Source organism: Aquabacterium sp. A7-Y (assembly GCF_026153205.1).
GTDB lineage: Bacteria > Pseudomonadota > Gammaproteobacteria > Burkholderiales > Burkholderiaceae_C > Caldimonas.
The window spans coordinates 1-22478 of sequence record NZ_JAPFBW010000003.1 but is presented as its reverse complement, the minus strand read 5'-3'; the positions used below and the strand labels follow the sequence as shown (position 1 = coordinate 22478).

Genomic DNA, 22478 nt, shown 5'->3' with positions numbered 1-22478 from the left:
GCCTCCTTGCTCGAACAGCCGGGCGGCCTCGAAGCCCCCGGCTGCCTTTTCTCTCTCTACGCAGCTGTTTACTTGTAGATGCCACAGCCGATCAACACGTCGCCCACGCCTTCGATGTAGCTCGACTTCGGCTCGACCGCCTTGGTGACCGGGTTGGGCCACTTGTAGTCCCACCAGCCCTTGCCCGCCGGCCCGAAGGCGATGTCGATGAAGCCGCGGATGATGGGCTTGCCATCGACGTCCTTCATGTCGATCAGGTTCTTGCCGATCAGCTTGGGATTGCTGCCGATCGACAGCACGGTGCCCTTCTTGTCGTAGACGAAGATGTAGAGGTCGCGGTCACGGAACTGCCCGTCAGGCTTGTTGAATTCCGCAAACGCTTTCTCGGCGCCATGCTCCTTGTAGTAGGCCACGGCTTTTTTCGTCATGGCCTCGGCCTCCTTGGCCGTGCCCTTCTCGCCGGCTGCTTGCGCCGCCCCCATGGACAGGGCGGTGAGAAGAACGGCCGACATCAGCTTGGCGAACCACTTCATGAAGATCTCCCTCTGCGCTTAACCCTTGCGCGACTCACTGCACAAGCGCTCTGCGTCGGTGCTGTCACGACCTGCCGCGGAGCGCGGAACGTATCGATTGATATCGATACGCCCTCCCTTTTTCGGCAGGAGAAGGAGGTCTCTCGACTAGGGGAATCCCGTAAACAGCGCCGGCCTTGATCAGATCCGGTTGACAACCGGCTTAAAACGCCGTCTCAGCCCGCCAGCGGCGTTCGCCTTCATCCGTCGATGCGCTGGCGGGGCCCCTCCTCGCCCAGCGGCGAGTAAGGCACGCGGGTGTCGAGACGACCGTCGCGGTCGGTGTCGATGTCGGCCCGCGCCAGCTTGCCGAGCCGGAAGTATTCGACCCGCGCCGCTCGGCCGGTAGACGGGTCGACGTACTCGGTCGACCACAGCACACCGTCCCGGAAATCCGAGCGCAGATCGGAGTAGCCGTCGCCGTCGGTATCCGCTTCGGTCAGCATGAGGTTGCCCTGCCGGTAGATCGCACGCGTCTCGAACACGCCATCGAAGTTGTCGTCCGATGTGCCGGAGACGATCAGCCCCCGCTCGTCGAAGAGGGAGGCATAGTCCGTCTTGCCGTCGAGATTGCGGTCGACCTCGTTTTTCACGGGCCGACCGGTGGGGGAAAAGGTCCACCGGTCGTCCAGCACGCCGTCGCGGTTGTGGTCGATGCCGTCGACCTCCACCGGCGCGCGAAACGCGGCATAACACGCCGCGACCCCGAGGACCAGGCCCAGCAGGAAACCCGTGAAGCCGCGCGAGCGGCGCGCGGGGACGTCCTGTTTCGGCTCCTCCGGCTGAGTCGCCTCCCAGCGGGCGATGGTCTCGCGCGCCCGCTCGACATCGGCGTCGTCGACCGCGACCCTCACGAGACCGCTGGCCGGCAGTTCCCCGATGGCCCCCTGCAGGTGTTCGCCGTGGATGTGTGCCGACACACCCTCCTGCTTCAACAGGTCGACGATCATGTGGGCCTCGACCCCGTTCGCAGCTTGGTAGACGGTCTTCATGGTTCTCGGTGACAGTGAGGGTGGAACTGTCTCACTTTCCGGCGCACTTGCGTGCGCTGGGGAAAGGAACAGCGATTGCCTGCAGCGTCGGCATGCAGACATCCCGCAACACCGAAAGTGAAGCCCTCGTCGTGGTGATCACTGGCGGCTCGGCCGGCATCGGCCGGGCCACGGCCTGCGCCTTCGCCAGGCGCGGCGCCCGTGTCGCCGTGCTCGCGCGCGGCCAGGACGGGCTCGACGGAGCCGTGCGTGACATCACCGCGGCAGGCGGCCTTGCGCTGGCGATTCCGACCGATGTCGCGGACTCCGGCCAGGTGGAAGCCGCCGCGGCGGAAGTCGAACGGCGTTGGGGCCGCATCGACGTCTGGGTCAACAACGCGATGGTCACGGTCTTCGCACCGATCGAGCAGATCAGCCCGGAAGACGTCCGGCGCGCCACCGAGGTCACCTATCTCGGCGCCGTGTGGGGCACGCAGGCCGCGCTGCGCCGCATGAAGCCACGTAATTCGGGTGTGATCGTGCAGGTCGGCAGCGCCCTCGCCTACCGCTCGATTCCGCTGCAAGCCCCCTACTGCGCAGCCAAGGCCGCCCTGCGCGGCTTCACCGATTCGCTGCGCAGCGAACTGCTGCATGACCGCAGCCGCGTGCGCGTGACCATGGTGCACCTGTCTGCCTTCAACACGCCGCAATTCGACTGGGGTCGCACGACCATGGAGCGGCAGCCGCAGCCGGTGCCGCCGATCTTCCAGCCCGAACTGGCGGGCGAGGCCATCGTGTGGGCCGCCCTGCATCCGCGGCGCGAGCTCTGGGTGGGCTGGCCGGCGGTCAAGGCCACCCTGGGCACCAAGCTGGTTCCCGGTTTCATCGACCGGCTGCTGGCGCGCGCTGGTTACGACGGCCAGCAGGCCGAGCAAGCGCTGCCGCCCGGCCGGCAGGACAACCTCTACGCGCCGGTGCCGGGCGACCATGGTGCGCATGGCCGCTTCGATGCGAAGGCGCGCTCATCGAGCCTGCAGTTCTGGCTGACCACACGCCGCAGGGAGGTGGCGAGCGCCGCCATCGCCCTGCTCACGGCGGCCGGCGCGCTCGCGGCACTGCTCGCTTGAGCCCGCCCCGAGCGCCCGGCGGGAGAGCTTCGATCCTCGCTTCCCACTTGCAGTGAGGCATGCTGGTCCGCGATCATCCCAAGCCCATGCCCGATCTTCCAGACTACGCCAGTCACCTCGGCACGCTGCGCTTCACCTTCTCGGCGGGCATCGCCCAGGCGCGTCCCCCGTGAAAGCGTCGAGTCTCTGATCGCCCGCGCCGACACCTGCTTGTATGCCGCGAAGCGCGCCGGCGAGGACCGAAGCGTGCGCTGTGCGCCGCGACGCCCGAGTGCACTCGGTGAGCTGTTCACTGCAAGGCCTCTGTTTCTAATGGGCCCTGAAAGTCAAAAGGGTCAGCTCCTTTTGAGAGCTGACCCTTCGATTTAATGGTCGGGGTGGCGGGATTCGAACTCGCGACCCCTTGCACCCCATGCAAGTGCGCTACCAGGCTGCGCTACACCCCGACGAAGTCTTAGATTATAGACAGGTTTTTCTTAGCTTGCCAACAACATTCGGATCGACAGCAGTTCCTGTCGAAGTTGACTGAGGTTGTAGGCCTCACGCACCGGCGTCGCCAGTTCGCCTGCTGCGGGGGTCGACACGTCGGGCTGCACTGCCGCCTCGATGCGCGCGCCGATTTCTATGACTTCAGGCGTGGGCAAGGCCTCGGCCAAGCCGGCCTGCAGCGCCACCTCGGCCTCCGCTTCGGCGGGCACCGCCGCGAGCGGTTCGGCCTTGGCATGCTGACCCATCTCCGCCAGGCGGTTGCGCGCGCCGCTGATGGTGAAGCCCTGCTCGTACAGCAGCTCCCGGATACGCCGAATCAACAGCACCTCGTGGTGCTGGTAATAGCGCCGGTTGCCGCGCCGCTTCATCGGCTTGAGCTGGGTGAACTCCTGTTCCCAATAGCGCAGCACGTACGGCTTGACGCCGCACAACTCGCTCACCTCACCAATAGTGAAGTAGCGTTTGGCGGGAATGGCGGGCAGCGCTTTCTCCATATAAATCAATGAGATCGGAGGCAACTGGAGACTTTACTCGAACTCCTCCCCGGCAGGTATGTCTCCTTGCACGACGCCCTTCAACTTGTGACTCGCGTGGAAGGTCACGACATTGCGGGCCTTGATCGGGATGGCCTCGCCGGTGCGCGGGTTGCGGCCCGGCCGAGGCGCCTTGCGGCGGATCTGGAAGTTGCCGTAGCCCGAGAGCTTGACATCCTCGCCGCTCACCAGGCTCTCGTGGATGATCTCGAAAAACGCCTCGACCATGTCCTTGGACTCGCGTTTGTTCAGGCCCAGGCGCTCGAACAGCAGGTCGGCCAGTTCGGCCTTGGTCAGGGTCGGCGTCTCGATGGACGGTGAAATCGGTCGCTCCATGGGCATCCTTTCGCCTAGCCGCGCAGGCGGGCGCCGAGACGGGCCCCCAGGGTGTCGATCACGGCGCGCACCGCGGTGTCGATGCGCTCGTCGGTGAGCGTGCTGTCCTCGTCCTGCAACTCCAGCCGCACCGCGACGCTGCGCTCATGGGGCGCGATGTCGGCCGTGGCGGCCTTGGGCTTGTAGATATCGAACAGGCGGGCGTCGCGCACCAGGCCGCCGGTGGGCGCCAAGCGGATCGCCTCCATCAGTGCGGCGTGGCTGACCTTGTCGTCGACGATGGCGGCAATGTCCCGGTGCACCGCCTGCTGCCGCGAGATCGGTTTGTACTCGGGCACCGGACGGCGGATCAGCGCCTCGGCGTCGAGTTCGAACAGCACCGGGGCCAGCGGCAGCTCATAACGCTGGCGCCAGCGGGGATGCAGCTCGCCGACATGGCCGACCACCTGATCGCCCAGCATCACGCTGGCCGAACGGCCGGGATGCAGCGCCGGATGTGTCGCCACCTCGAAACGCAGCGACAGCGGCGCCAGCAGCATCTCCAGGTCGCCCTTGATATCGAAGAAGTCCACCAGGCGATCGACCTGGCCCCACTGCAGCTCGCTGGCGGGGCCGTACGCCAAGCCCGCGACGCGCAGCGGCTGGTGCAGGCCGCCGACCGTGGTGTCGCTGTCGACCACCTGCGGGTCACGCAGGAACACACGGCCGATCTCGAACACGCGCACCCGGCCGGCCTTGCGTGCGAGGTTGAAACGCAGCACCTGGATCAGGCTGCCGATCAGCGAGGAACGCATCACGCTCAGGGCGCTCGCGATCGGGTTCAGCAGCTTGAGCGGCTGCTCGTTGCCGGCCAGCTCGCGCTCCCAGGCTTCCTCGACGAAGCTGAAGTTCACCGTCTCCTGGTAGTCCAGCGCGGCCAGTGCATGGCGCACCGCATGCAGCGCGCGACGCCCCTCGGGCAGCGCCTTGGGCACCACCGGGCCTTGCGGCGGCGTGTCGGGCAGCTGCTGGTAGCCGATGACGCGGATCACCTCCTCGATCAGGTCTTCCTCGATCTGCAGGTCGAAACGCGAGCTCGGCGGCGTCACGGTCAGCAGGCCGGGCGCCTCGGTGAATGGCAGGCCCAGGCGACGGAACACCTCGGCGCATTGCTGCTGCGTGACCGGCATGCCGATCACCTTGGCGGCGCGCTCGACGCGCAACGACACCGGCTTGCGTTCCGGCAGGCGCAGCACCTGGTCGTCGATCGGACCGGCCTCGCCGCCGCAGATCTGCAGCACCAGCGCCGAGATGCGCTCGATGTGCTCCACCGTCTGCGACGGATCGACGCCGCGCTCGAAACGATGGCCGGCATCGGTCGAGAAGTTGTAGCGGCGCGAGCGCCCGGCCACCGCCTGCGGCCACCAGAAGGCGGCCTCGACATAGATGTTGCGCGTCGCATCGGACACCGCGGTCGCGTCGCCGCCCATGATGCCGGCCAGCGATTCGACCGCCTGGTCGTCGGCGATCACGCCGACCTGGCTGTCGACCTCGATGGTGTTGCCGTTGAGCAGCTTCAGCCGTTCGCCCTCGCGGCCCCAGCGCACCGTCAGTCCGCCATGGATCTTGTCGAGGTCGAAGATGTGCGAAGGCCGGCCGTACTCGAACATCACGTAGTTGGAGATGTCCACCAGCGGGCTCACCGGGCGCTGCCCGCAGCGCTCCAGGCGCTCGACCATCCACGCCGGCGTCTGCACCTGGGTGTTGACGTTGCGGATGATGCGGCCCGAGAAGCGGCCGCACAGGTCGGCCGCCTCGATCTTCACCGGCAGGCGGGCGTCGTGCTTCACCGGCACCGGCGGGAAGCCGGGCTGTCGGAGCGGCGCACCGGTCAGCGCCGAGACCTCGCGCGCGATGCCGAAGACGCTCAGGTTGTGCGCCAGGTTGGGCGTGAGCTTGAGCGTGAAGAGGGTGTCGTCGAGCTTCAGGTGCTCACGGATGTCCTGGCCCACCGGGGCGTCGTCGGCGAGGATCAACAGGCCACCGTGGTCTTCCGAGAGCTTGAGCTCGCGCGCCGAGCACAGCATGCCCTGGCTCTCGACGCCACGCAGCTTGCCGAGCTTGATGCGCAAGGGCTGGCCGTCCGCACCGGGCGGCAGTTCCGCGCCCACCAGGGCACAGGGGACCTTGATGCCGGGGCGCACATTCGGCGCGCCGCAGACGATGTTGAGGGTCTGGCCGGTGCCGGCGTCGACCTGGCAGACGTTCAGGCGGTCGGCATTGGGATGGCGCTCGACCTCGAGCACCCGGGCCACCACCACGCCCGTGAAAGGCGGCGCCACCGGCCGCAGCTCTTCGACCTCCAGCCCGGACATGGTGAGCAGGTCGGCCAGCTCCTGGGTGCCGAGCGGCGGGTTGCAGAACTCGCGCAGCCACGATTCTGGGAATTGCATGGATCGGATCCTTGACTACTTGAACTGCGAGAGGAAACGCAGGTCGCCGTCGAAAAACAGGCGCAGGTCATTCACACCGTAGCGCAGCATGGTCAGGCGGTCGATGCCCGAGCCGAAGGCGAAGCCGATGTAGCGCTCCGGGTCCAGCCCCATGTTGCGGATCACCTGCGGGTGCACCTGGCCCGAGCCCGACACCTCCAGCCAGCGCCCCTTGAGCGGCCCGCTGTTGAACATCATGTCGATCTCGGCACTGGGCTCGGTGAAGGGGAAGTAGCTGGGGCGGAAACGGATCTGCATGTCGTCCGTCTCGAAAAAGGCCCGCAGGAAGCTGACGTAGACCGATTTCAGGTCCTTGAAGCTGACGTTCTCGCCCACCCACAGGCCTTCGACCTGGTGGAACATCGGCGAGTGCGTCGCGTCGCTGTCGACCCGGTAGGTGCGGCCCGGCGCGATGACCCGAATGTCGGGCATGGGCTGTCCGGCGTCCAGCAGCGCCCGGTGCTTCTTGACGTGCTGCACCGCATGGCGGATCTGCATCGGGCTGGTGTGGGTGCGCAGCAGGTGGCCGCCTTCGACATAGAAGGTGTCGTGCATCGAGCGCGCCGGGTGGTCGGCGGGCGTGTTCAGCGCGGTGAAGTTGAACCAGTCGGCCTCGATCTCGGGGCCGTCGGCGACGTCGAAGCCCATCGAGGCGAAGATGGCCTCGATGCGCTCCATGGTGCGCGTCACCGGATGCAGGCCGGCATTGCCACGCTTGCGGCCGGGCAGGCTCACGTCGAGCGCCTCGGCCTTGAGCTGCTGCTCCAGTTCAGCGTCGGCCAGGGCCTGGCGGCGCTCGGTCAGCGCAGCCTCGACCTGCTGCTTGGCGACGTTGATGGCGGCACCGCGGGCCTTCTTCTCGTCGGGCGGCAGCTGGGCCAGCCCCTTGAGCAGTTCGGTCAGGCGGCCGGCCTTGCCGAGGTAGCGGGCCTTGGCGTTCTCCAGGTCGGCCGGCGCATCGGCCTGGCCGAACTCCGCACGCGCCTCGGCGACCAGTTGATCGAGCTCGTTCATGCTTAACAGTCGGACATGCGGCTTGCACCGCCTGTGGGGTTGGGTCGGGACATAAAAAAAGGCCGCACCAGGTGTCGGCCTTTATTGCTGGCCCCGGTTGCCCGGGGCATCGCAGTGGTCGGGATCAGGACCCCGACGCTATCACGGCAATCAAGCAGCGAACTGAGCCTTCACCTTTGCGACGATGCCGCCGAAAGCAGCCGGGTCGTTCACAGCCATGTCGGCCAGGACCTTGCGATCGATCTCGATCGAAGCCTTCTTCAAGCCGTTCATGAACTTGCTGTAGGTGATGCCCTGCTCACGGGCCGCCGCGTTGATACGGGCGATCCAGAGACGGCGGAACTCACGCTTCTTGGCACGGCGGTCACGGTAGGCGTACTGACCGGCCTTCATCACCGCCTGCTTGGCGATGCGGAATACGTTCTTGCGGCGACCGCGGAAGCCCTTGGCCAGGGCCAGGATCTTCTTGTGGCGGGCGCGTGCGGTTACACCACGTTTAACGCGAGGCATGTGTCTTCTCCTTCAACCTAGATTACAGGCCAGCGAAGGGCATCATCTGAGCGATGTGACCCATGTTGGTCTCGTGCACGTTGGCCGCGCCGCGCAGGTGGCGCTTGCGGGTCGTGGACTTCTTGGTGAGGATGTGGCGCTTGAAAGCCTGACCGCGCTTGACGGTGCCACCCGGACGAACGCGGAACCGCTTGGCCGCGCTCTTCTTGGTCTTCATTTTGGGCATGACTGCTCCTTTTTCGTTGTGCCCGTGAGGCGCCGCGAACCTTTCGCGGTCTTGCCGGCCCCGGGCCACTTGCCCTGCCTTGGCGACCAAACCGGTGGCAGGGTATCGAAACGGGTGTGGGGGCCTCGTCGAGGAGGCCGTCCGACCTGTTTGTCTATTTCTTCTTCTTGGGCGCCAGCACCATGATCATCTGGCGTCCCTCGAGCTTGGGCATGTTCTCGACCACGCTCACGTCCGTCAGGTCGTCGCGCACCCGCTCCAGCAGGCGCATGCCAAGTTCCTGGTGCGTGATCTCGCGGCCGCGGAAGCGCAGCGTGACCTTGCCCTTGTCGCCTTCCTCAAGGAAGCGGCGCAGATTGCGCAGCTTGATCTGGTAGTCGCCCTCGTCAGTGCCGGGGCGGAACTTCACTTCCTTGATGTCGATGACGTGCTGCTTGGCCTTCGCCTCCGCTGCCTTCTTCTGCTCCTGATACTTGAACTTGCCGTAGTCCATCAGGCGGCAGACCGGCGGCGTCGCTGTCGGCGCGATCTCGACCAGGTCCACGTCGTGTTCCTGTGACAGCCGCAGTGCCTCCTGCAGGCTGACGATACCGATCGGCTCATTGTCGGGCCCGTTCAGCCGGACTTCCGGCGCGGTGATTTCCCGATTCAGACGATGCTTGCGCTCCACGTTGGGAGTGCGCCGGTCCATGAAAGTAGCGATGGCTCAGATCCTCAGGGGTCCCGCCCCAATAAAAAAACACACACGGCCCGCCGGGCGCCGCGCGGCGACACCCGGCCGCCTGCGCTCACACCCTTTGCGCAATGTCGCTTGCAATCCTCTGGGAGAAGGTGTCGAGTGACATCACACCGAGGTCCTGGTTGCCCCGGGCGCGCACTGCGACGGTTCCCGCCGACCTCTCCTTGTCACCGACAACGAGGATGTAGGGAACCTTCTGCAACGAATGCTCGCGGATTTTATACGTGATTTTTTCGTTGCGCAAATCGGCCTCTGCCCTAAGTCCTTGTTTTTGCAGAGATTTGACGATCTCTTTCACATAGTCGGCCTGCGCGTCGGTGATATTGAGCACCTTGACCTGCTCCGGAGCGAGCCAGACCGGCAGCGCGCCGGCATGCTGCTCGATCAGGATGCCGATGAAACGCTCCATGCTGCCGACGATGGCGCGGTGCAGCATCACGGGCTCGCGGCGGTCGCCGGCTTCCGTGACATATTCCGCACCGAGGCGCCCTGGCATCGAAAAATCGACCTGCATGGTACCGACCTGCCACTGCCGGCCGATCGCATCCTTGAGCGTGTACTCGATCTTGGGGCCGTAGAAGGCGCCGTCGCCCGGGGCGATGCTGAACTCGCAGCCAGAGGCACGCAGGCTCTCCATCAGCGCATGTTCGGCCTTGTCCCAGTTCTCGTCGGAGCCGATGCGGGCCTCGGGGCGGGTCGCGACCTTGTAGATGATCTCGGTGAAGCCGAAGTCGCGGTACACCTTCTGCAGCAGCGCCGTGAAGGCGGTGCACTCGGGCAGGATGTGTTCCTCGGTGCAGAAGATGTGGCCGTCGTCCTGCGTGAAGCCGCGCACCCGCATGATGCCGTGCAGGCCACCGGTGGGCTCGTTGCGGTGGCACTGGCCGAATTCGCCGTAGCGCAGCGGCAGGTCGCGGTAGCTCTTGATGCCCTGCTTGTAGATCAGCACGTGGCCCGGGCAGTTCATCGGCTTGAGCGCGTAGTCCCGCTTCTCGCTCTCGGTCGTGAACATGTTCTCTCGGTACTTGTCCCAGTGGCCGGTCTTCTCCCACAGGCTGCTGTCCAGCAGCTGGGGGCCCTTGACCTCCTTGTAGCCGTTGTCCCGGTAGACCGCGCGCATGTACTGCTCGACGCACTGCCACACGGTCCAGCCCTTCGGATGCCAGAACACGACACCCGGCGCGTGGTCGTCGATGTGGAACAGGTCGAGTTCGCGGCCCAGCTTGCGGTGGTCGCGCTTCTCGGCCTCCTCCAGCATGTGCAGGTACTGCTGCAGCTCGTCCTTGGTGGCCCAGGCGGTGCCGTAGATGCGCTGCAGCTGCTCGTTGCGGTGATCGCCGCGCCAGTAGGCGCCGGCCACCTTCATCAGCTTGAAGTGCTTGAGCTTGCCGGTGCTGGGCACGTGCGGGCCGCGACACAGGTCGGTGAAGCCGCCCTCGCTGTAGAGCGAGACGTCCTCGTTGGCCGGGATGCTGGCGATGATCTCGGCCTTGTAGTGCTCGCCCAGGCCCTTGAAGTACTCGACCGCCTGATCGCGCGGCAACACCCGGCGCTCGACCTTCTCGTCCTTCTTCGCCAGCTCGGTCATCTTCTTCTCGATGGCCTGCAGGTCATCAGGCGTGAAGGGGCGCTTGTAGGCGAAGTCGTAGTAGAAGCCGTTCTCGATCACTGGGCCGATGGTGACCTGGGCCTCCGGGAACAGCTCCTTCACGGCGTAGGCGAGCAGGTGGGCCGTCGAGTGGCGGATCACGTCCAGGCCGTCGGGGTCCTTCTCGGTGACGATGGCCAGTGCCGTGTCCTGCTCGATCCGGTGGCTGGTGTCGACCACCTGGGCGGCATCGCCCTGGCCGACGCGGCCGGCGATGGCGGCCTTGGCCAGGCCGGCACCGATGGATGCCGCGACTTCCGCCACCGTGACGGGGCCGGGGAACTCACGCTTGGAGCCGTCCGGCAACTGAACTGAAACCATGCTGACCTCTCATGGCGCCTGAACCAGGACGCCCAAAACAAAAAAGCGCGGGGGTCGCCGCGCTTTCATGGGTTCGAAAAAGACAAACGCAAGCCGCGGCCGACCGACTAAACCTCAGTGAAGGGGGTGGTCGTAGTTCGCGGTGTCATAACCGGTGTGCCTTTCTCGCTCTTGCTGGTGAAAGTTGGCCCGAATTCTACCGCAGCACGCATAAAAATGCCCGGCCGCAGGGGCTGCGGCCGGGCCAATGCATCACATCAGATGCTTTCGCGAGCTTCTCACACTGCGCCAGGCCGGGGTCCAGCCTGGCGCCGAGGAGGCGGTTCGGCTGAGATCAGCCGTGTTTCTGGTCGAAGAACTGCTCGTCTTCGGTCGAGCCCTTCAGCGCGGCGGTCGAGGCTTCACGCTCGATCGTCGTGGTGACGGCGTCGAAGTAGCCGGTGCCCACCTCGCGCTGGTGCTTCACGGCGGTGAAGCCCTTCTCGGCGGCGGCGAACTCGGCTTCCTGCAGTTCCACGAAGGCGCTCATCTGGTTGCGGGCATAGCCGTAGGCCAGGTTGAACATCGAGTAGTTCAGGCTGTGGAAGCCGGCCAGCGTGATGAACTGGAACTTGTAGCCCATCGCGCCCAGCTCGCGCTGGAACTTGGCGATGGTGGCGTCGTCCAGGTTCTTCTTCCAGTTGAACGAGGGCGAGCAGTTGTAGCTCAGCAGCTTGCCGGGGAACTGCTTGTGGATCGCCTCGGCGAACTTCTTGGCGTAGGCCAGGTCGGGCTTGCCGGTTTCGCACCAGATCAGGTCGGCGTACGGGGCGTAGGCCAGACCACGGCTGATGGCCTGCTCCAGGCCCGGCTTGGTGCGGAAGAAACCTTCGACGGTGCGCTCACCGGTGGTGAAGGGCTTGTCGTTGTCGTCCACGTCGCTGGTGATCAGGTCGGCGGCTTCGGCGTCGGTGCGGGCGATCAGCACGGTCGGGGTGCCGGAGACGTCGGCAGCCAGGCGGGCGGCCACCAGCTTGGCGACGGCCTCGCGGGTCGGCACCAGCACCTTGCCACCCATGTGGCCGCACTTCTTGACGGAGGCCAGCTGGTCTTCGAAGTGCACGCCCGAGGCACCGGCCTCGATCATGGCCTTCATCAGCTCGAAGGCGTTCAGCACGCCGCCGAAGCCGGCTTCCGCGTCAGCCACGATGGGCGCGAAGAAGTCGACGTCGTTCTTGCCTTCGGACCACTGGATCTGGTCGGCACGCTGGAAGGTGTTGTTGATGCGCTTGACGACCTGCGGCACCGAGTTGGCGGGGTACAGCGACTGGTCGGGGTACATCTCGCCGGCCAGGTTGGCGTCGCCAGCGACCTGCCAGCCCGACAGGTAGATGGCCTTCAGGCCGGCCTTGACCTGCTGCATGGCCTGGTTGCCGGTCAGGGCGCCCAGTGCGTTGACGAAAGGCTCGGTGTTCACCAGATGCCAGAGCTTTTCGGCACCGCGCTTGGCCAGGGTGTGCTCGATGGGCACCGAGCCGCGCAGGCGCACCACGTCGGCGGCGCTGTAGCCGCGCTTGATGCCCTTCCAGCGGGGGCTCTCGGCCCACTCCTTCTCGAGGGCGGCGGCTTGTTGTTCGCGGGTCAGGTTCGTCATGGGGACCTCCGGTAGGTGAAAAACAGGTGTGTCGATGGGCTTTAGCTTAAGGGTGGCGGCCGGCTTTGGCGACACTTATGTCTTATATAAGACACAGCATCACATCTATAACAATCAACAACTTAGGCACATCTTTTCGGGATGCGGAATATCGTTTTTCACAATGAAAGATTTTTGCGCACTGCACCAATTTCATTTTTCATAATGTGGAAGCAGCGTTCCTGGATATGAAATGAAGCGGGTGTCCGCGCCGCCCTACGGTCATGCGGAGCAGACCGTCCAGGCGGCGGCGCATTTCGCGTGGGGCTATCCATGCTGGCAGCTGGCGCGCGCCGCAGCTGAAGCACAAAGCCGCTCCCGCTCGGCGCAGGTGTCAGATCGGCAAGGCCGTCGTGCGCTTGACGGTGCGCAGCACCAGCATCGAGTTCGACCGCACCACGCCCGGCAGCCGCGCCAGCACCTCGGTGTGGAACTGCTCCAGATCCTCCGCGTCGCGGTAGGTGAAGCGCAGCAGGTAGTCGTTGCTGCCCGCTACGTAAAAGCAGTCGAGGATCTGCGGCTCGTCCAGCACCGCCTGCTCGAAGCGGCGCAGGGTATCGGGGGTGGTGCGCTCGACGTTGACGATGGTGTAGGACGTACCCGGCTGGCCCACCGCTTTCGGATTGAGCAAAGCCACGTACTGTGCAATGACGCCGCTGTCTTCCAGCTGCTTGACCCGGCGCAGGCAGGCGGAGGGCGACAAGTGCACGCGCTCGGCCAGTTCCACGTTGGACAGCCGGGCATTGCTCTGCAGCACCTGCAGGATGGCGCGGTCGATCGCATCGAGTTGCAACACGCGGGTCAGGTTTCGCATGAAATTTCAGAGGCGTAGCGGTTTTTCGCATGATATTCGAGGGCCTGGCGCCTGCCCCCTCCAATGCGCAACCCCATTGCGGCGCGCGGCGCCTAGACTGAGCCATGCCGAGCACGACCCTGCAGAAGCAGTTGCAGCCGGGCCGCCGAGCGCCCTGCCCTGCCCCGCCACCGTCCATCGCCCGCCACCGGAACACCATGCACCAAGACCTCGACGCCTACTGGATGCCCTTCACCGCCAACCGCCAGTTCAAGAAGTCCCCGCGACTGCTGGCACGTGCCGAAGGCATGCATTTCTGGACCCCCGAGGGCCGCCAGATCCTGGACGGCATCGCGGGGCTGTGGTGCGTCAACGCCGGCCACGCCCGCCCTCGCATCGTCGAGGCGATCCAGCGCCAGGCGGCCGAGCTCGACTACGCGCCGCCCTTCCAGATGGGCCACCCGCAGGCTTTCGAGCTGGCGGAGCGCCTCGTCAAGCTGACGCCGCCCGGGCTGAACAAGGTTTTCTATACGAACTCCGGCTCGGAGGCCGTCGAGACCGCGCTCAAGATGGCGATCGCCTACCACCGCGTGCGTGGCGAAGGCCAGCGCACCCGGCTGATCGGCCGCGAGCGCGGCTATCACGGTGTCAACTTCGGCGGCGTCTCGGTCGGCGGCATGGTGGCCAACCGAAAAATGTTCGGCGCCCTGCTGGCCGGCGTCGACCACATCCGACACACCCACGATCTGCAACGCAACGCCTTCTCGCGCGGGCAGCCCGCGTACGGCGCCGAGCTCGCCGACGACCTGGAGCGTCTGATCGCGCTGCACGACGCCTCCACCATCGCGGCCGTCATCGTCGAACCGGTGGCCGGCTCGACCGGGGTGCTGATCCCGCCGCAAGGGTATCTGCAGCGGCTGCGCGAGATCTGTGACAAGCACGGCATCCTCTTGATCTTCGACGAGGTCATCACCGGTTTCGGCCGCCTCGGCGCACCGTTCGCGGCCAGCCATTTCGGCGTCACGCCCGACCTGATGACGGTCGCCAAGGGGATCACCAACGGCTGCGTGCCGATGGGCGCAGTGTTCGCGCAGCAGGCCGTCCACGACGCCTTCATGAACGGCCCCGAGCATCTGATCGAGTTTTTCCACGGCTACACCTACTCGGCCCACCCGCTGGCCTGCGCCGCGGCGCTCGGTACCCTGGACACCTACGAGGCCGAAGGCCTGCTGACACGCGGCCAGGGAGAGCTGGCGGCCTACTTCGCCGACGCGGTGCATTCGCTCAAGGGCTTGCCGCACGTGATCGACGTGCGCAACATCGGTCTGGTCGGTGGCATCGAGCTGGCCCCGCTGCCCGGCGAGCCGGGCAAACGCGCCTTCTCGATCTTCCTGGACTGCTGGGAAAGCGGCGTGCTGATCCGCACCACCGGCGACACCATCGCGCTGTCGCCGCCGCTGATCATCGAGAAGCAGCACATCGACCGGCTGGTGGGCACCATCGGCGAGGCGCTCAAACGCGCGGCCTGACGCGCGCCCCATTCCCCTCTCACCCAGCAGGACCTGCCTGGCGAGCACCGGATGCCTTGGGACCGCGCCGACCGGGACTTGACGCGCCACTCCTACTACGCGGCGACCGCGCCGCGCGAGGCCCGCCATCCACCGCTTCAGGGCGAGACCCAGGTGGATGTCGCCGTCGTCGGCGGCGGGCTGGCCGGGCTGTCGGCCGCCATCGAGCTGGCCGAGCGCGGCTTCTCGGTCGCGCTGCTCGAAGCGCGGCAGCTGGGCTGGGGCGCTTCAGGGCGCAACGGCGGCCAGGTGATTGCCGGGCTGGCCTGCGAGCCATCGACCATCGAGGCCCAGCTGGGATTCGCCGACGCAAGGCGTGTCTGGGACATGACGCTGGAAGCGATCGACCTGATCCACCGGCGCCGCGAAAGCTTCGGCATCGCTTGCGACTGGCAGGCGGGTTTCCTCAGCCTGGCCGTCAACGCCCGCAAGGCGCGCGCCCTGCGCGCCGGCCAGGAGCACATGGCGCAGGTCTATGGCTACACCACCGACTGGATTGCGAGCACCGAACTGCCGCGCTGGATCGCCAGCCCGCGCTTCCACAGCGGTGTGCACGACCCGCGCTCGGGGCACCTGCACCCGCTCAGGTACTGCCTGGGCCTGGCCCGGGCGGCTGCCGGTCTGGGTGTGCGCCTGTACGAGGACACGCCGGTGCAACGGCTCGTGCCCGGCCGCGTCGTCACGCTGCAAACGCCGCAAGGGCGGGTGCTGGCGGACCACGTGCTGCTGGCGGGCAACGTTTATCTGCGCGGCCTGGTGCCCGAGCTGGCGCGACGCATCATGCCCGTCGGTACCTACCTCGTCGCCACCGAGCGGCTGCCGCAGGAGCGTATCGACGCCCTGATCCCGTCGCGCTCGGCCGCCTGCACGACCGACTTCGTGCTGGACTACTTCCGCCCGACGCCGGACGGCCGTGTCGTCTTCGGCGGCGGCGTCAGCTACAGCACCGTGACACCCCGACGCATGGCCGCGCGGCTGCGCCGCCGCTTGGTCGACAGCTTCCCGCAGCTCAGGGATGCCGGCGTGGCATACGCCTGGGGCGGCTTCGTCGACATCTCGATGAACCGCGCACCCGATTTCGGGCGGGTGCCCCTGGACGGTGCAGGCCCGCAGGGCGGCGCACACAACATCTACTACCTGCAAGGTTTCTCAGGCCACGGGCTGGCACTGACCGGCCTGGCCGGGAAGCTCGTGGCCGAGGCCATCAGCGGCGACGCGACACGCTTCGATGTGTTCGCGCGCCTCAGGCACAGGTCGTTTCCCGGCGGGGCCTGGTTGCGCACGCCGGCCCTGGTGCTGGCAATGAGCTACTACCGGCTCAGGGACCTGCTGTGAGCGCGCCGCTGGGGCGCAACGCGATTGACAGACGCATGCCGTTTGGCACACTCATTGCACCGAGCTGCGCGGTCCCGCGCGCACCTCCTCCAGCCCAGGGCGTCGTGTCGAAAGACCGGGTTCACGCAGCAAGCTTATGACCTTCACTCTCGCTCCCAGCCAGCGCCCCCTGCCGGTGGTCCTGGTCCCCGCCTGCAACAAGTGGCTCGGCCACCACGCCTTCCACGTCGCGGGCAAGAAGTATGTCGATGCCGTCCGACTGGCCGGCTGCCTGCCTCTCGTCGTGCCCTCGGGCGAGGCGGCCGAGCTGGAACAGCTGCTGGCGCTGGCCGACGGCGTGCTGCTGACCGGCTCGGTCTCCAACGTGCACCCAAGTCACTTCGGCGAGGAAGTGCACGACAGCCGCCTACCACTGGACCCAGGGCGCGACGCCTGGACGCTGGCGCTGATTCCGGCGGCGCTCGAGCGCGGCCTGCCGTTGTTTGCGATCTGCCGCGGCCTGCAGGAAGCCAATGTCGCGCTGGGCGGCTCGCTGCACCAGGCGCTGCAGGAGCAGCCGGACAAACACGACCACCGCTCCCGCGACGAGGATCCGGTGGAGGTGCAATATGGTTTCGCCCACCCCGTGAAGGTGGAGGCCGGCGGGGTGCTGGACGCCCTGCTGGGGCAAAAGGAGTTCGAGGTCAACAGCCTGCATGGGCAGGGCATCAAGCGCCTCGCCGAGGGGCTGCGCGTGGAGGCGACTGCGCCCGACGGCCTGATCGAGGCCTTCTCCAATCCCCGGGCGCCGGGCTTCAACCTCTTCGTGCAATGGCACCCGGAGTGGCAGGCCCAGGACAACCCGGTCTCGCTCAAGCTGTTCAAGGCCTTCGGCGCGGCCTGCCACGCCTGGCGCGACCGTCACCGCGATCCCAAGACCTAGCGCCGCCTCGACCTGCCTTTCGGTCGAGCGACAGTCTGGTCAACACGGCGGGCCTGCCCCGCCACGGACAAAGCGGGGATGTATGGTGGTTCGAGACAACTTCACGTTCAGCGAGCTGGAACAGTGGCTCAACCAGCGCCGGGTCACCGAGATCGAGTGCCTGGTGCCGGACCTCACCGGCGTCGCGCGCGGCAAGATCCTGCCGCGCGAGAAGTTCACCGAGGACCGCGGCATGCGCCTGCCCGAGGCGATTGTCGCGATCGGCGTGACCGGCGAATTTCCCGAGCAGGGCCCCTACTACGACGTCATCACCCCGACCGATCGGGACATGCACCTGCAGCCCGACCCCACCACGGTCCGCATCGTGCCCTGGGCGGTGGACCCGACCGCCCAGGTGATCCACGACTGCTTCGACCGCGAGGGTCGGCTGATTCCCTATGCGCCCCGCTCGGTGCTGCGGCGCATCTGCTCGCTGTTCGACGCCGAGGGCTGGCTGCCGGTGGTGGCGCCCGAGCTGGAGTTCTACCTGATCGAGCGCAGCACCGACCCCAACCAGCCGCTCAAGCCACCGCGCGGCCGCAGCGGCCGGGCCGAGACCTCGCGTCAGGCCTATTCGATCGACGCCGTCAACGAGTTCGACCCGCTGTTCGAGGACATCTACGACTACTGCCAGCAGATGGAGCTGAACGTGGATACGCTGATCCACGAGGTGGGCGCCGGCCAGATGGAGATCAACTTCTTCCACGACCACCCGCTGCAGCTGGCCGACGAGGTGTTTTTCTTCAAGCGCACCATCCGCGAGACGGCGCTGCGCCACGAGATGTACGCGACCTTCATGGCCAAGCCCATGGCCAACGAGCCGGGCAGCGCGATGCATGTGCACCAGAGCCTGGTCGACAAGGCCACCGGCCGCAACCTCTTCAGCAAGGCCGATGGCAGCCCCTCGCAGGAGTTCTACTGGTACATCGGCGGACTGCAGCGGTACGTGCCAGCCGCCATGGCGCTGTTCGCGCCCTATGTCAACTCCTACCGCCGCCTGGCACGCTCGACCGCGGCGCCGATCAACATCCAGTGGGGCACCGACAACCGCACCGTGGGCATCCGCTCGCCGGTGGCCAATCCGTCGGCCCGGCGCATCGAGAACCGCGTCATCGGCGCCGACGCCAATCCCTATGTCGCGCTGGCCGCGACCTTGGCCTGCGGCTGGCTGGGCATCAAGCACCGCATCGAGCCCACGCCGGAGTGCCGCGGCGACGCCTACCTCGGCGAATACGGCCTGCCGCGCAGCCTCAGCGAGGCGCTGCACCGCCTGAAAGAGGAACCCGACCTTCACGAAGTGCTGGGCCAGGAGTTCATCACCGTCTATACCGAGGTGAAGGAGATCGAGCACGAAGAGTTCATGAAGGTGATCTCGCCCTGGGAGCGCGAGCACCTGCTGCTGCACGTCTGAGCGGCGCGCGTGGCTTCACCACATTCCGGGAGACTTGCATGAATGCTGTACACCCGCCCCTGGCCGTTGCCGAGCGCAGCACCCAGGACTGGCAGGCCGCCGACGCGGCCCATTTCCTGCATCCCTTCACCGACTTCCAGGCCCTGGCCCGCAAGGGCTCGCGCATCATCACGCGGGGCGACAACATCTACGTCTGGGACAGTGACGGCCACAAGATCCTGGACGCGATGAGCGGCCTGTGGTGCGTCAACGTCGGCTACGGCCAGCCCGCGCTGATCGAGGCGGCCACCCGGCAGATGAGCGAGCTGCCCTTCTACAACAGCTTTTTCCAGACCACCACGCCGCCGGCGATCGAACTGGCCGAACTGCTCGCCGAGCTCACGCCGCCGCAGTTCCGCCATGTCTTCTTCTCGGGATCGGGCTCGGAGGGCAACGACACCGTGGTGCGCATGGTGCGCCGCTACTGGGACCTGCTGGGCCAGCCCGAGCGCCAGGTGATCATCAGCCGCCGCAACGCCTACCACGGCTCCACACTGGCCGGTGCCTCGCTGGGCGGCATGAGCGCGATGCACGCGCAAGGCGGCCTGCCCATCCCCGGCATCGTGCACATCGAGCAGCCCTTCTGGTGGCAGCTCGGACGCGGCCGCAGCCGCGAGGAGTTCGGGCTGGAGGCCGCCGGCTGGCTGGAGCAGAAGATCCTGGAGGTGGGCGCCGAGCGGGTCGCGGCCTTCATCGGTGAACCGGTGCAGGGCGCCGGCGGCGTGATCATCCCGCCCGAGACCTATTGGCCCGAGGTGCAGCGCATCTGCGACCGCTACGACGTTCTGCTGGTCAGCGACGAGGTGATCTGCGGCTTCGGGCGCACCGGGCACTGGTTCGGCTGCGAGCGTTTCGGCAGCCGCCCCGACCTGATGACCTTCGCCAAGGGCGTCAGTTCGGGTTATGTGCCGCTCGGCGGCGTGATGGTGGGCGAGCGCGTCGCGCGCGTGCTGATCGAGCAGGGTGGCGAGTTCGAGCACGGCTACACCTACTCCGGCCACCCGGTGGCCTGCGCGGTCGCGGTCGCCAACCTCCGGCTGATGCGGCAGCTGGGCCTGGTCGAGCGCGTGCGCGAGGAAACCGGCCCGCATCTTGCAAAGCTCTACGAACGCCTGAAGGAGCACCCGCTGGTGGGTGATGCCGAGACCTGCGGCCTGATGGGGGCGCTGCAGCTGGTCAAGGACAAGGCCAGCGCCACGCCCTTCCCCGAGGAGCAGCAGGTGGGCATGCTGTGCCGCGCGCACTGCTTCGCCAGCGGACTGATCATGCGTGCGGTGGGCGACCGCATGATCGTCGCGCCGCCGCTCGTGATCACCCTCGAGCAGATCGACGACATGGGCCGGCTGATCACCCACTGCCTCGATCAGACCTGGGCCGAACTGAGGGAGAAGGCCTGGTGGTGACACCCCTTTCCCGCGCTGAAGGACCTGGAACCGACGACTGACCGACACGGAGGATCGAAGATGAGGACTTGTTCCCTGAACCGCCTGGCTGCCGCCGCGTTCGGCCTCCTGGGCGCCGGCGCCCTGCTGCTCGCGGGCCCCGCCCGCGCGCAGGACGAGGAGAAGGTGCTCAACGTCTACAACTGGTCGAACTACATCGCCCCCGACACGCTGGCCAACTTCGAGAAGGAGACCGGCATCAAGGTCCGCTACGACAACTTCGACAACAACGAGATCGTGCACGCCAAGCTGGTGGCCGGCAAGACGGGCTACGACATCGTCGTGCCCTCCTCCTACTGGGCCAAGCTGCAGGCCGACGGCGGCCTCTTGCAGAAGATCGACAGAAGCCGCATCCCCAACTACAAGAACCTCGACCCGGCGCTGCAGGCCCAGCTCGCCAAGCTCGACCCGGGCAACCAGTACCAGGTCAACTGGCTGTGGGGCTTCACGACCGTGGGCATCAACGTCGACAAGGTCAAGGCCGCGCTCGGCAGCACGCCGATGCCGGAGAACGCCTGGGACCTGGTGTTCAAGCCCGAGTACATCGCCAAGCTGAAGTCCTGCGGCGTCAGCTTCCTCGACTCGGCCAGCGAGGTGGTGCCGGCCGCGCTGCACTACCTCGGCAAGCCGGCCTACAGCAAAAACCAGTCCGACTACCAGGCGGTGGCACCGCTGCTCAAGAGCATCCGGCCCTACGTGACCTTGTTCAGCTCCTCGGGTTATATCAACGACATGGCCAACGGCTCGATCTGCCTTGCGCTGGGCTGGTCCGGCGACATCAACATCGCCCGGCAGCGCGCCATCGACGGCCGCACCGGCCAGAAGATCGAGGCGCTGATTCCCAAGAGCGGGGGCCTGCTGTTTTTTGACGTGATGGTGATCCCGGCCGACGCGCCGCATCCCGGCAACGCCCACAAGTTCATCAACTACATCCTGAAGCCCGAGGTGCACGCAGGCCTCACCAACAGCGTCTTCTACGCCAACCCCAACAAGGAGTCGCGCGCCCTGGTCAAGCCCGAGGTGGCGAGCAATCCCACCGTGTTCCCGAGCGACGAGGTCATGAAAAGGATGAGCGCGCCCGACGCGCTGAGCAACGACATCCGGCGCACCGTGACGCGGCTGTACACCTCATTCAAGACCGGCCTGTGATCCAGCCGGCGGCACGACACCCATGGGAGGGGGCATGACAGCCCTTGCGAAGCTGCCGGCCGTCGGGCCGGCCCCGGGCGCCTACTTGCGCATTGAGAACGTCGTCAAGCGCTTCGGCGCGCTCAAGGCGGTCGACCAGGTGAGCCTGGACATCGCCAAGGGCGAGATCTTCGCGCTGCTGGGCTCTTCGGGCTGCGGCAAGACGACGCTGCTGCGCATGCTGGCCGGTTTCGAGACGCCGGACGCCGGACGCATCCTGCTGGACGGCCAGGCGCTGGACCAGCTGCCACCCTACGAGCGGCCCATCAACATGATGTTCCAGTCCTATGCGCTCTTCCCTCACCTGAACGTTTGGGACAACATCGCCTTCGGCCTCAGGCGCGACGGCCTGCCACGCCACGACGTGGCCGAGCGGGTCGAGGCGATGCTGAAGCTGGTGCAGCTGTCGGCCTACGCGCGCCGCAAGCCCCACCAGCTCTCCGGCGGCCAGCAGCAGCGGGTCGCGCTGGCGCGCAGTCTGGCCAAGCGACCGGCGTTGCTGCTGCTCGACGAGCCGCTCGGCGCGCTCGACCGCAAGCTGCGCGAGGCGACCCAGATCGAACTGGTCAACATCATCGAGCAGGTCGGCGTGACCTGCGTGATGGTCACGCACGACCAGGAAGAGGCGATGACCATGGCCTCGCGCATCGCGGTGATGAGCGAGGGTCGCTTGCTGCAGGTCGGCGAACCGGCCCAGATCTACGAGACACCCGCCACCCGTTTCGTTGCCGACTTCATCGGCAACGTCAACCTGATGGAAGGCACCCTGGTCGAGGACGAGCCCGACCACGTCGTGATCGAGTGCCGGGACTGCCGCCACCATGTCGGCCACGGCATCACCGGCAGCGCCGGCATGCCGGTCACGGTGGCGCTGCGCCCCGAGAAGATCCGCCTGTCACGCAGCCGGCCGGAGGGCGAGCACAACCTCGTGCGCGGCAGCGTCAAGGCACTCTCCTATTTCGGCAGCTACACGGTCTACCACCTCCAGCTGCCCAGCGGCGCCGTGCTCAAGGTCAGCCAGGGCCACGTCCAACGCCACGCCGACGATGCGCTTGCCTGGGGCGACGAGGCCTGGGCCAGCTGGTCCGACACCGCCCAGGTGGTCCTCACGC

General features: G+C 66.6%; 20 protein-coding genes and 1 tRNA gene. 8 read left to right on the top strand and 13 right to left on the bottom strand.

Annotated elements, in window-relative coordinates:
• Positions 1-68: 68 nt before the first annotated feature.
• Positions 69-533: a cache domain-containing protein gene (locus tag OOT46_RS03190; RefSeq protein WP_265402138.1), complete on the bottom strand. Its 465-nt coding sequence runs from the start codon at positions 531-533 to the stop codon at positions 69-71.
• Positions 534-772: 239 nt separating this feature from the next.
• Complete coding sequence (locus OOT46_RS03185; RefSeq protein WP_265402137.1) at positions 773-1564, bottom strand: DUF2007 domain-containing protein; 792 nt, start codon at positions 1562-1564, stop codon at positions 773-775.
• A gap of 92 nt (positions 1565-1656) precedes the next feature.
• On the opposite strand from OOT46_RS03185, the gene OOT46_RS03180 reads away from it, so the two are divergent.
• Positions 1657-2670 (top strand): SDR family oxidoreductase, encoded by a 1014-nt coding sequence (locus tag OOT46_RS03180; protein WP_265402136.1) that lies wholly within the window; start codon positions 1657-1659, stop codon positions 2668-2670.
• A gap of 369 nt (positions 2671-3039) precedes the next feature.
• Here OOT46_RS03180 and OOT46_RS03175 read toward each other — a convergent pair.
• From OOT46_RS03175 to OOT46_RS03125, 11 genes are all read right to left on the bottom strand, one after another.
• Positions 3040-3116, bottom strand: a tRNA-Pro gene (locus OOT46_RS03175).
• Positions 3117-3146: 30 nt separating this feature from the next.
• On the bottom strand, positions 3147-3653 hold the full coding sequence (locus tag OOT46_RS03170) for a MerR family transcriptional regulator (RefSeq protein ID WP_265402135.1): 507 nt from the start codon (positions 3651-3653) through the stop codon (positions 3147-3149).
• A 33-nt stretch (positions 3654-3686) separates the two neighbouring features.
• Positions 3687-4028 carry an integration host factor subunit alpha gene (locus OOT46_RS03165; protein ID WP_265402134.1) on the bottom strand — a complete coding sequence of 114 codons (342 nt, stop codon included), beginning with the start codon at positions 4026-4028 and terminating at the stop codon, positions 3687-3689.
• A gap of 14 nt (positions 4029-4042) precedes the next feature.
• The gene (gene pheT, locus OOT46_RS03160; protein ID WP_265402133.1) at positions 4043-6460 is read right to left on the bottom strand and encodes a phenylalanine--tRNA ligase subunit beta; all 2418 of its coding nucleotides are present in this window, start codon (positions 6458-6460) and stop codon (positions 4043-4045) included.
• A 15-nt stretch (positions 6461-6475) separates the two neighbouring features.
• Complete coding sequence (gene pheS / locus OOT46_RS03155) at positions 6476-7513, bottom strand: phenylalanine--tRNA ligase subunit alpha (protein ID WP_265402132.1); 1038 nt, start codon at positions 7511-7513, stop codon at positions 6476-6478.
• Between the two features lie 150 nt (positions 7514-7663).
• Positions 7664-8023 (bottom strand): 50S ribosomal protein L20, encoded by a 360-nt coding sequence (gene rplT / locus OOT46_RS03150; RefSeq protein ID WP_265402131.1) that lies wholly within the window; start codon positions 8021-8023, stop codon positions 7664-7666.
• Positions 8024-8045: 22 nt separating this feature from the next.
• Entirely contained in the window at positions 8046-8249 is a 204-nt protein-coding gene (gene rpmI, locus OOT46_RS03145) for a 50S ribosomal protein L35 (RefSeq protein WP_265402130.1), read from the bottom strand.
• A gap of 154 nt (positions 8250-8403) precedes the next feature.
• Positions 8404-8940: a translation initiation factor IF-3 gene (gene infC, locus OOT46_RS03140; protein WP_265402129.1), complete on the bottom strand. Its 537-nt coding sequence runs from the start codon at positions 8938-8940 to the stop codon at positions 8404-8406.
• 97 nt (positions 8941-9037) lie between these two features.
• Entirely contained in the window at positions 9038-10957 is a 1920-nt protein-coding gene (thrS, locus tag OOT46_RS03135; protein ID WP_265402128.1) for a threonine--tRNA ligase, read from the bottom strand.
• 334 nt (positions 10958-11291) lie between these two features.
• Positions 11292-12581 (bottom strand): isocitrate lyase, encoded by a 1290-nt coding sequence (aceA, locus tag OOT46_RS03130; protein WP_265402328.1) that lies wholly within the window; start codon positions 12579-12581, stop codon positions 11292-11294.
• 382 nt (positions 12582-12963) lie between these two features.
• Entirely contained in the window at positions 12964-13443 is a 480-nt protein-coding gene (locus OOT46_RS03125) for an Lrp/AsnC family transcriptional regulator (protein ID WP_265402127.1), read from the bottom strand.
• A gap of 197 nt (positions 13444-13640) precedes the next feature.
• On the opposite strand from OOT46_RS03125, the gene OOT46_RS03120 reads away from it, so the two are divergent.
• The 7 genes from OOT46_RS03120 to OOT46_RS03090 all read left to right on the top strand — a co-directional run.
• Positions 13641-14951 (top strand): aspartate aminotransferase family protein, encoded by a 1311-nt coding sequence (locus OOT46_RS03120; protein ID WP_265402126.1) that lies wholly within the window; start codon positions 13641-13643, stop codon positions 14949-14951.
• 51 nt (positions 14952-15002) lie between these two features.
• Positions 15003-16325, top strand: a complete 1323-nt coding sequence (locus tag OOT46_RS03115; RefSeq protein ID WP_265402125.1) for an NAD(P)/FAD-dependent oxidoreductase — start codon at positions 15003-15005, stop codon at positions 16323-16325.
• A gap of 136 nt (positions 16326-16461) precedes the next feature.
• Entirely contained in the window at positions 16462-17247 is a 786-nt protein-coding gene (locus OOT46_RS03110) for a gamma-glutamyl-gamma-aminobutyrate hydrolase family protein (RefSeq protein ID WP_265402124.1), read from the top strand.
• Positions 17248-17329: 82 nt separating this feature from the next.
• Positions 17330-18697, top strand: coding sequence for a glutamine synthetase family protein (locus OOT46_RS03105; protein ID WP_265402123.1), 1368 nt, complete (start codon positions 17330-17332; stop codon positions 18695-18697).
• A 38-nt stretch (positions 18698-18735) separates the two neighbouring features.
• Positions 18736-20139 (top strand): aspartate aminotransferase family protein, encoded by a 1404-nt coding sequence (locus OOT46_RS03100; RefSeq protein ID WP_265402122.1) that lies wholly within the window; start codon positions 18736-18738, stop codon positions 20137-20139.
• Positions 20140-20199: 60 nt separating this feature from the next.
• Entirely contained in the window at positions 20200-21327 is a 1128-nt protein-coding gene (locus tag OOT46_RS03095) for a polyamine ABC transporter substrate-binding protein (protein WP_265402121.1), read from the top strand.
• Positions 21328-21361: 34 nt separating this feature from the next.
• Positions 21362-22478 (top strand): ABC transporter ATP-binding protein (locus tag OOT46_RS03090; protein WP_265402120.1); only part of this gene is annotated, 1117 nt, incomplete at its 3' end.

Bases quoted from the DNA above. Each gene is read 5' to 3' on its own strand.
- OOT46_RS03190 (WP_265402138.1), bottom strand. From the start codon at position 533: ATGAAGTGGTTCGCCAAGCTGATGTCGGCCGTTCTTCTCACCGCCCTG.
- OOT46_RS03185 (WP_265402137.1), bottom strand. From the start codon at position 1,564: ATGAAGACCGTCTACCAAGCTGCGAACGGGGTCGAGGCCCACATGATC.
- OOT46_RS03180 (WP_265402136.1), top strand. From the start codon at position 1,657: ATGCAGACATCCCGCAACACCGAAAGTGAAGCCCTCGTCGTGGTGATC.
- OOT46_RS03170 (WP_265402135.1), bottom strand. From the start codon at position 3,653: ATGGAGAAAGCGCTGCCCGCCATTCCCGCCAAACGCTACTTCACTATT.
- OOT46_RS03165 (WP_265402134.1), bottom strand. From the start codon at position 4,028: ATGGAGCGACCGATTTCACCGTCCATCGAGACGCCGACCCTGACCAAG.
- pheT (WP_265402133.1), bottom strand. From the start codon at position 6,460: ATGCAATTCCCAGAATCGTGGCTGCGCGAGTTCTGCAACCCGCCGCTC.
- pheS (WP_265402132.1), bottom strand. From the start codon at position 7,513: ATGAACGAGCTCGATCAACTGGTCGCCGAGGCGCGTGCGGAGTTCGGC.
- rplT (WP_265402131.1), bottom strand. From the start codon at position 8,023: ATGCCTCGCGTTAAACGTGGTGTAACCGCACGCGCCCGCCACAAGAAG.
- rpmI (WP_265402130.1), bottom strand. From the start codon at position 8,249: ATGCCCAAAATGAAGACCAAGAAGAGCGCGGCCAAGCGGTTCCGCGTT.
- infC (WP_265402129.1), bottom strand. From the start codon at position 8,940: ATGGACCGGCGCACTCCCAACGTGGAGCGCAAGCATCGTCTGAATCGG.
- thrS (WP_265402128.1), bottom strand. From the start codon at position 10,957: ATGGTTTCAGTTCAGTTGCCGGACGGCTCCAAGCGTGAGTTCCCCGGC.
- OOT46_RS03125 (WP_265402127.1), bottom strand. From the start codon at position 13,443: ATGCGAAACCTGACCCGCGTGTTGCAACTCGATGCGATCGACCGCGCC.
- OOT46_RS03120 (WP_265402126.1), top strand. From the start codon at position 13,641: ATGCACCAAGACCTCGACGCCTACTGGATGCCCTTCACCGCCAACCGC.
- OOT46_RS03115 (WP_265402125.1), top strand. From the start codon at position 15,003: ATGCCTTGGGACCGCGCCGACCGGGACTTGACGCGCCACTCCTACTAC.
- OOT46_RS03110 (WP_265402124.1), top strand. From the start codon at position 16,462: ATGACCTTCACTCTCGCTCCCAGCCAGCGCCCCCTGCCGGTGGTCCTG.
- OOT46_RS03105 (WP_265402123.1), top strand. From the start codon at position 17,330: ATGGTGGTTCGAGACAACTTCACGTTCAGCGAGCTGGAACAGTGGCTC.
- OOT46_RS03100 (WP_265402122.1), top strand. From the start codon at position 18,736: ATGAATGCTGTACACCCGCCCCTGGCCGTTGCCGAGCGCAGCACCCAG.
- OOT46_RS03095 (WP_265402121.1), top strand. From the start codon at position 20,200: ATGAGGACTTGTTCCCTGAACCGCCTGGCTGCCGCCGCGTTCGGCCTC.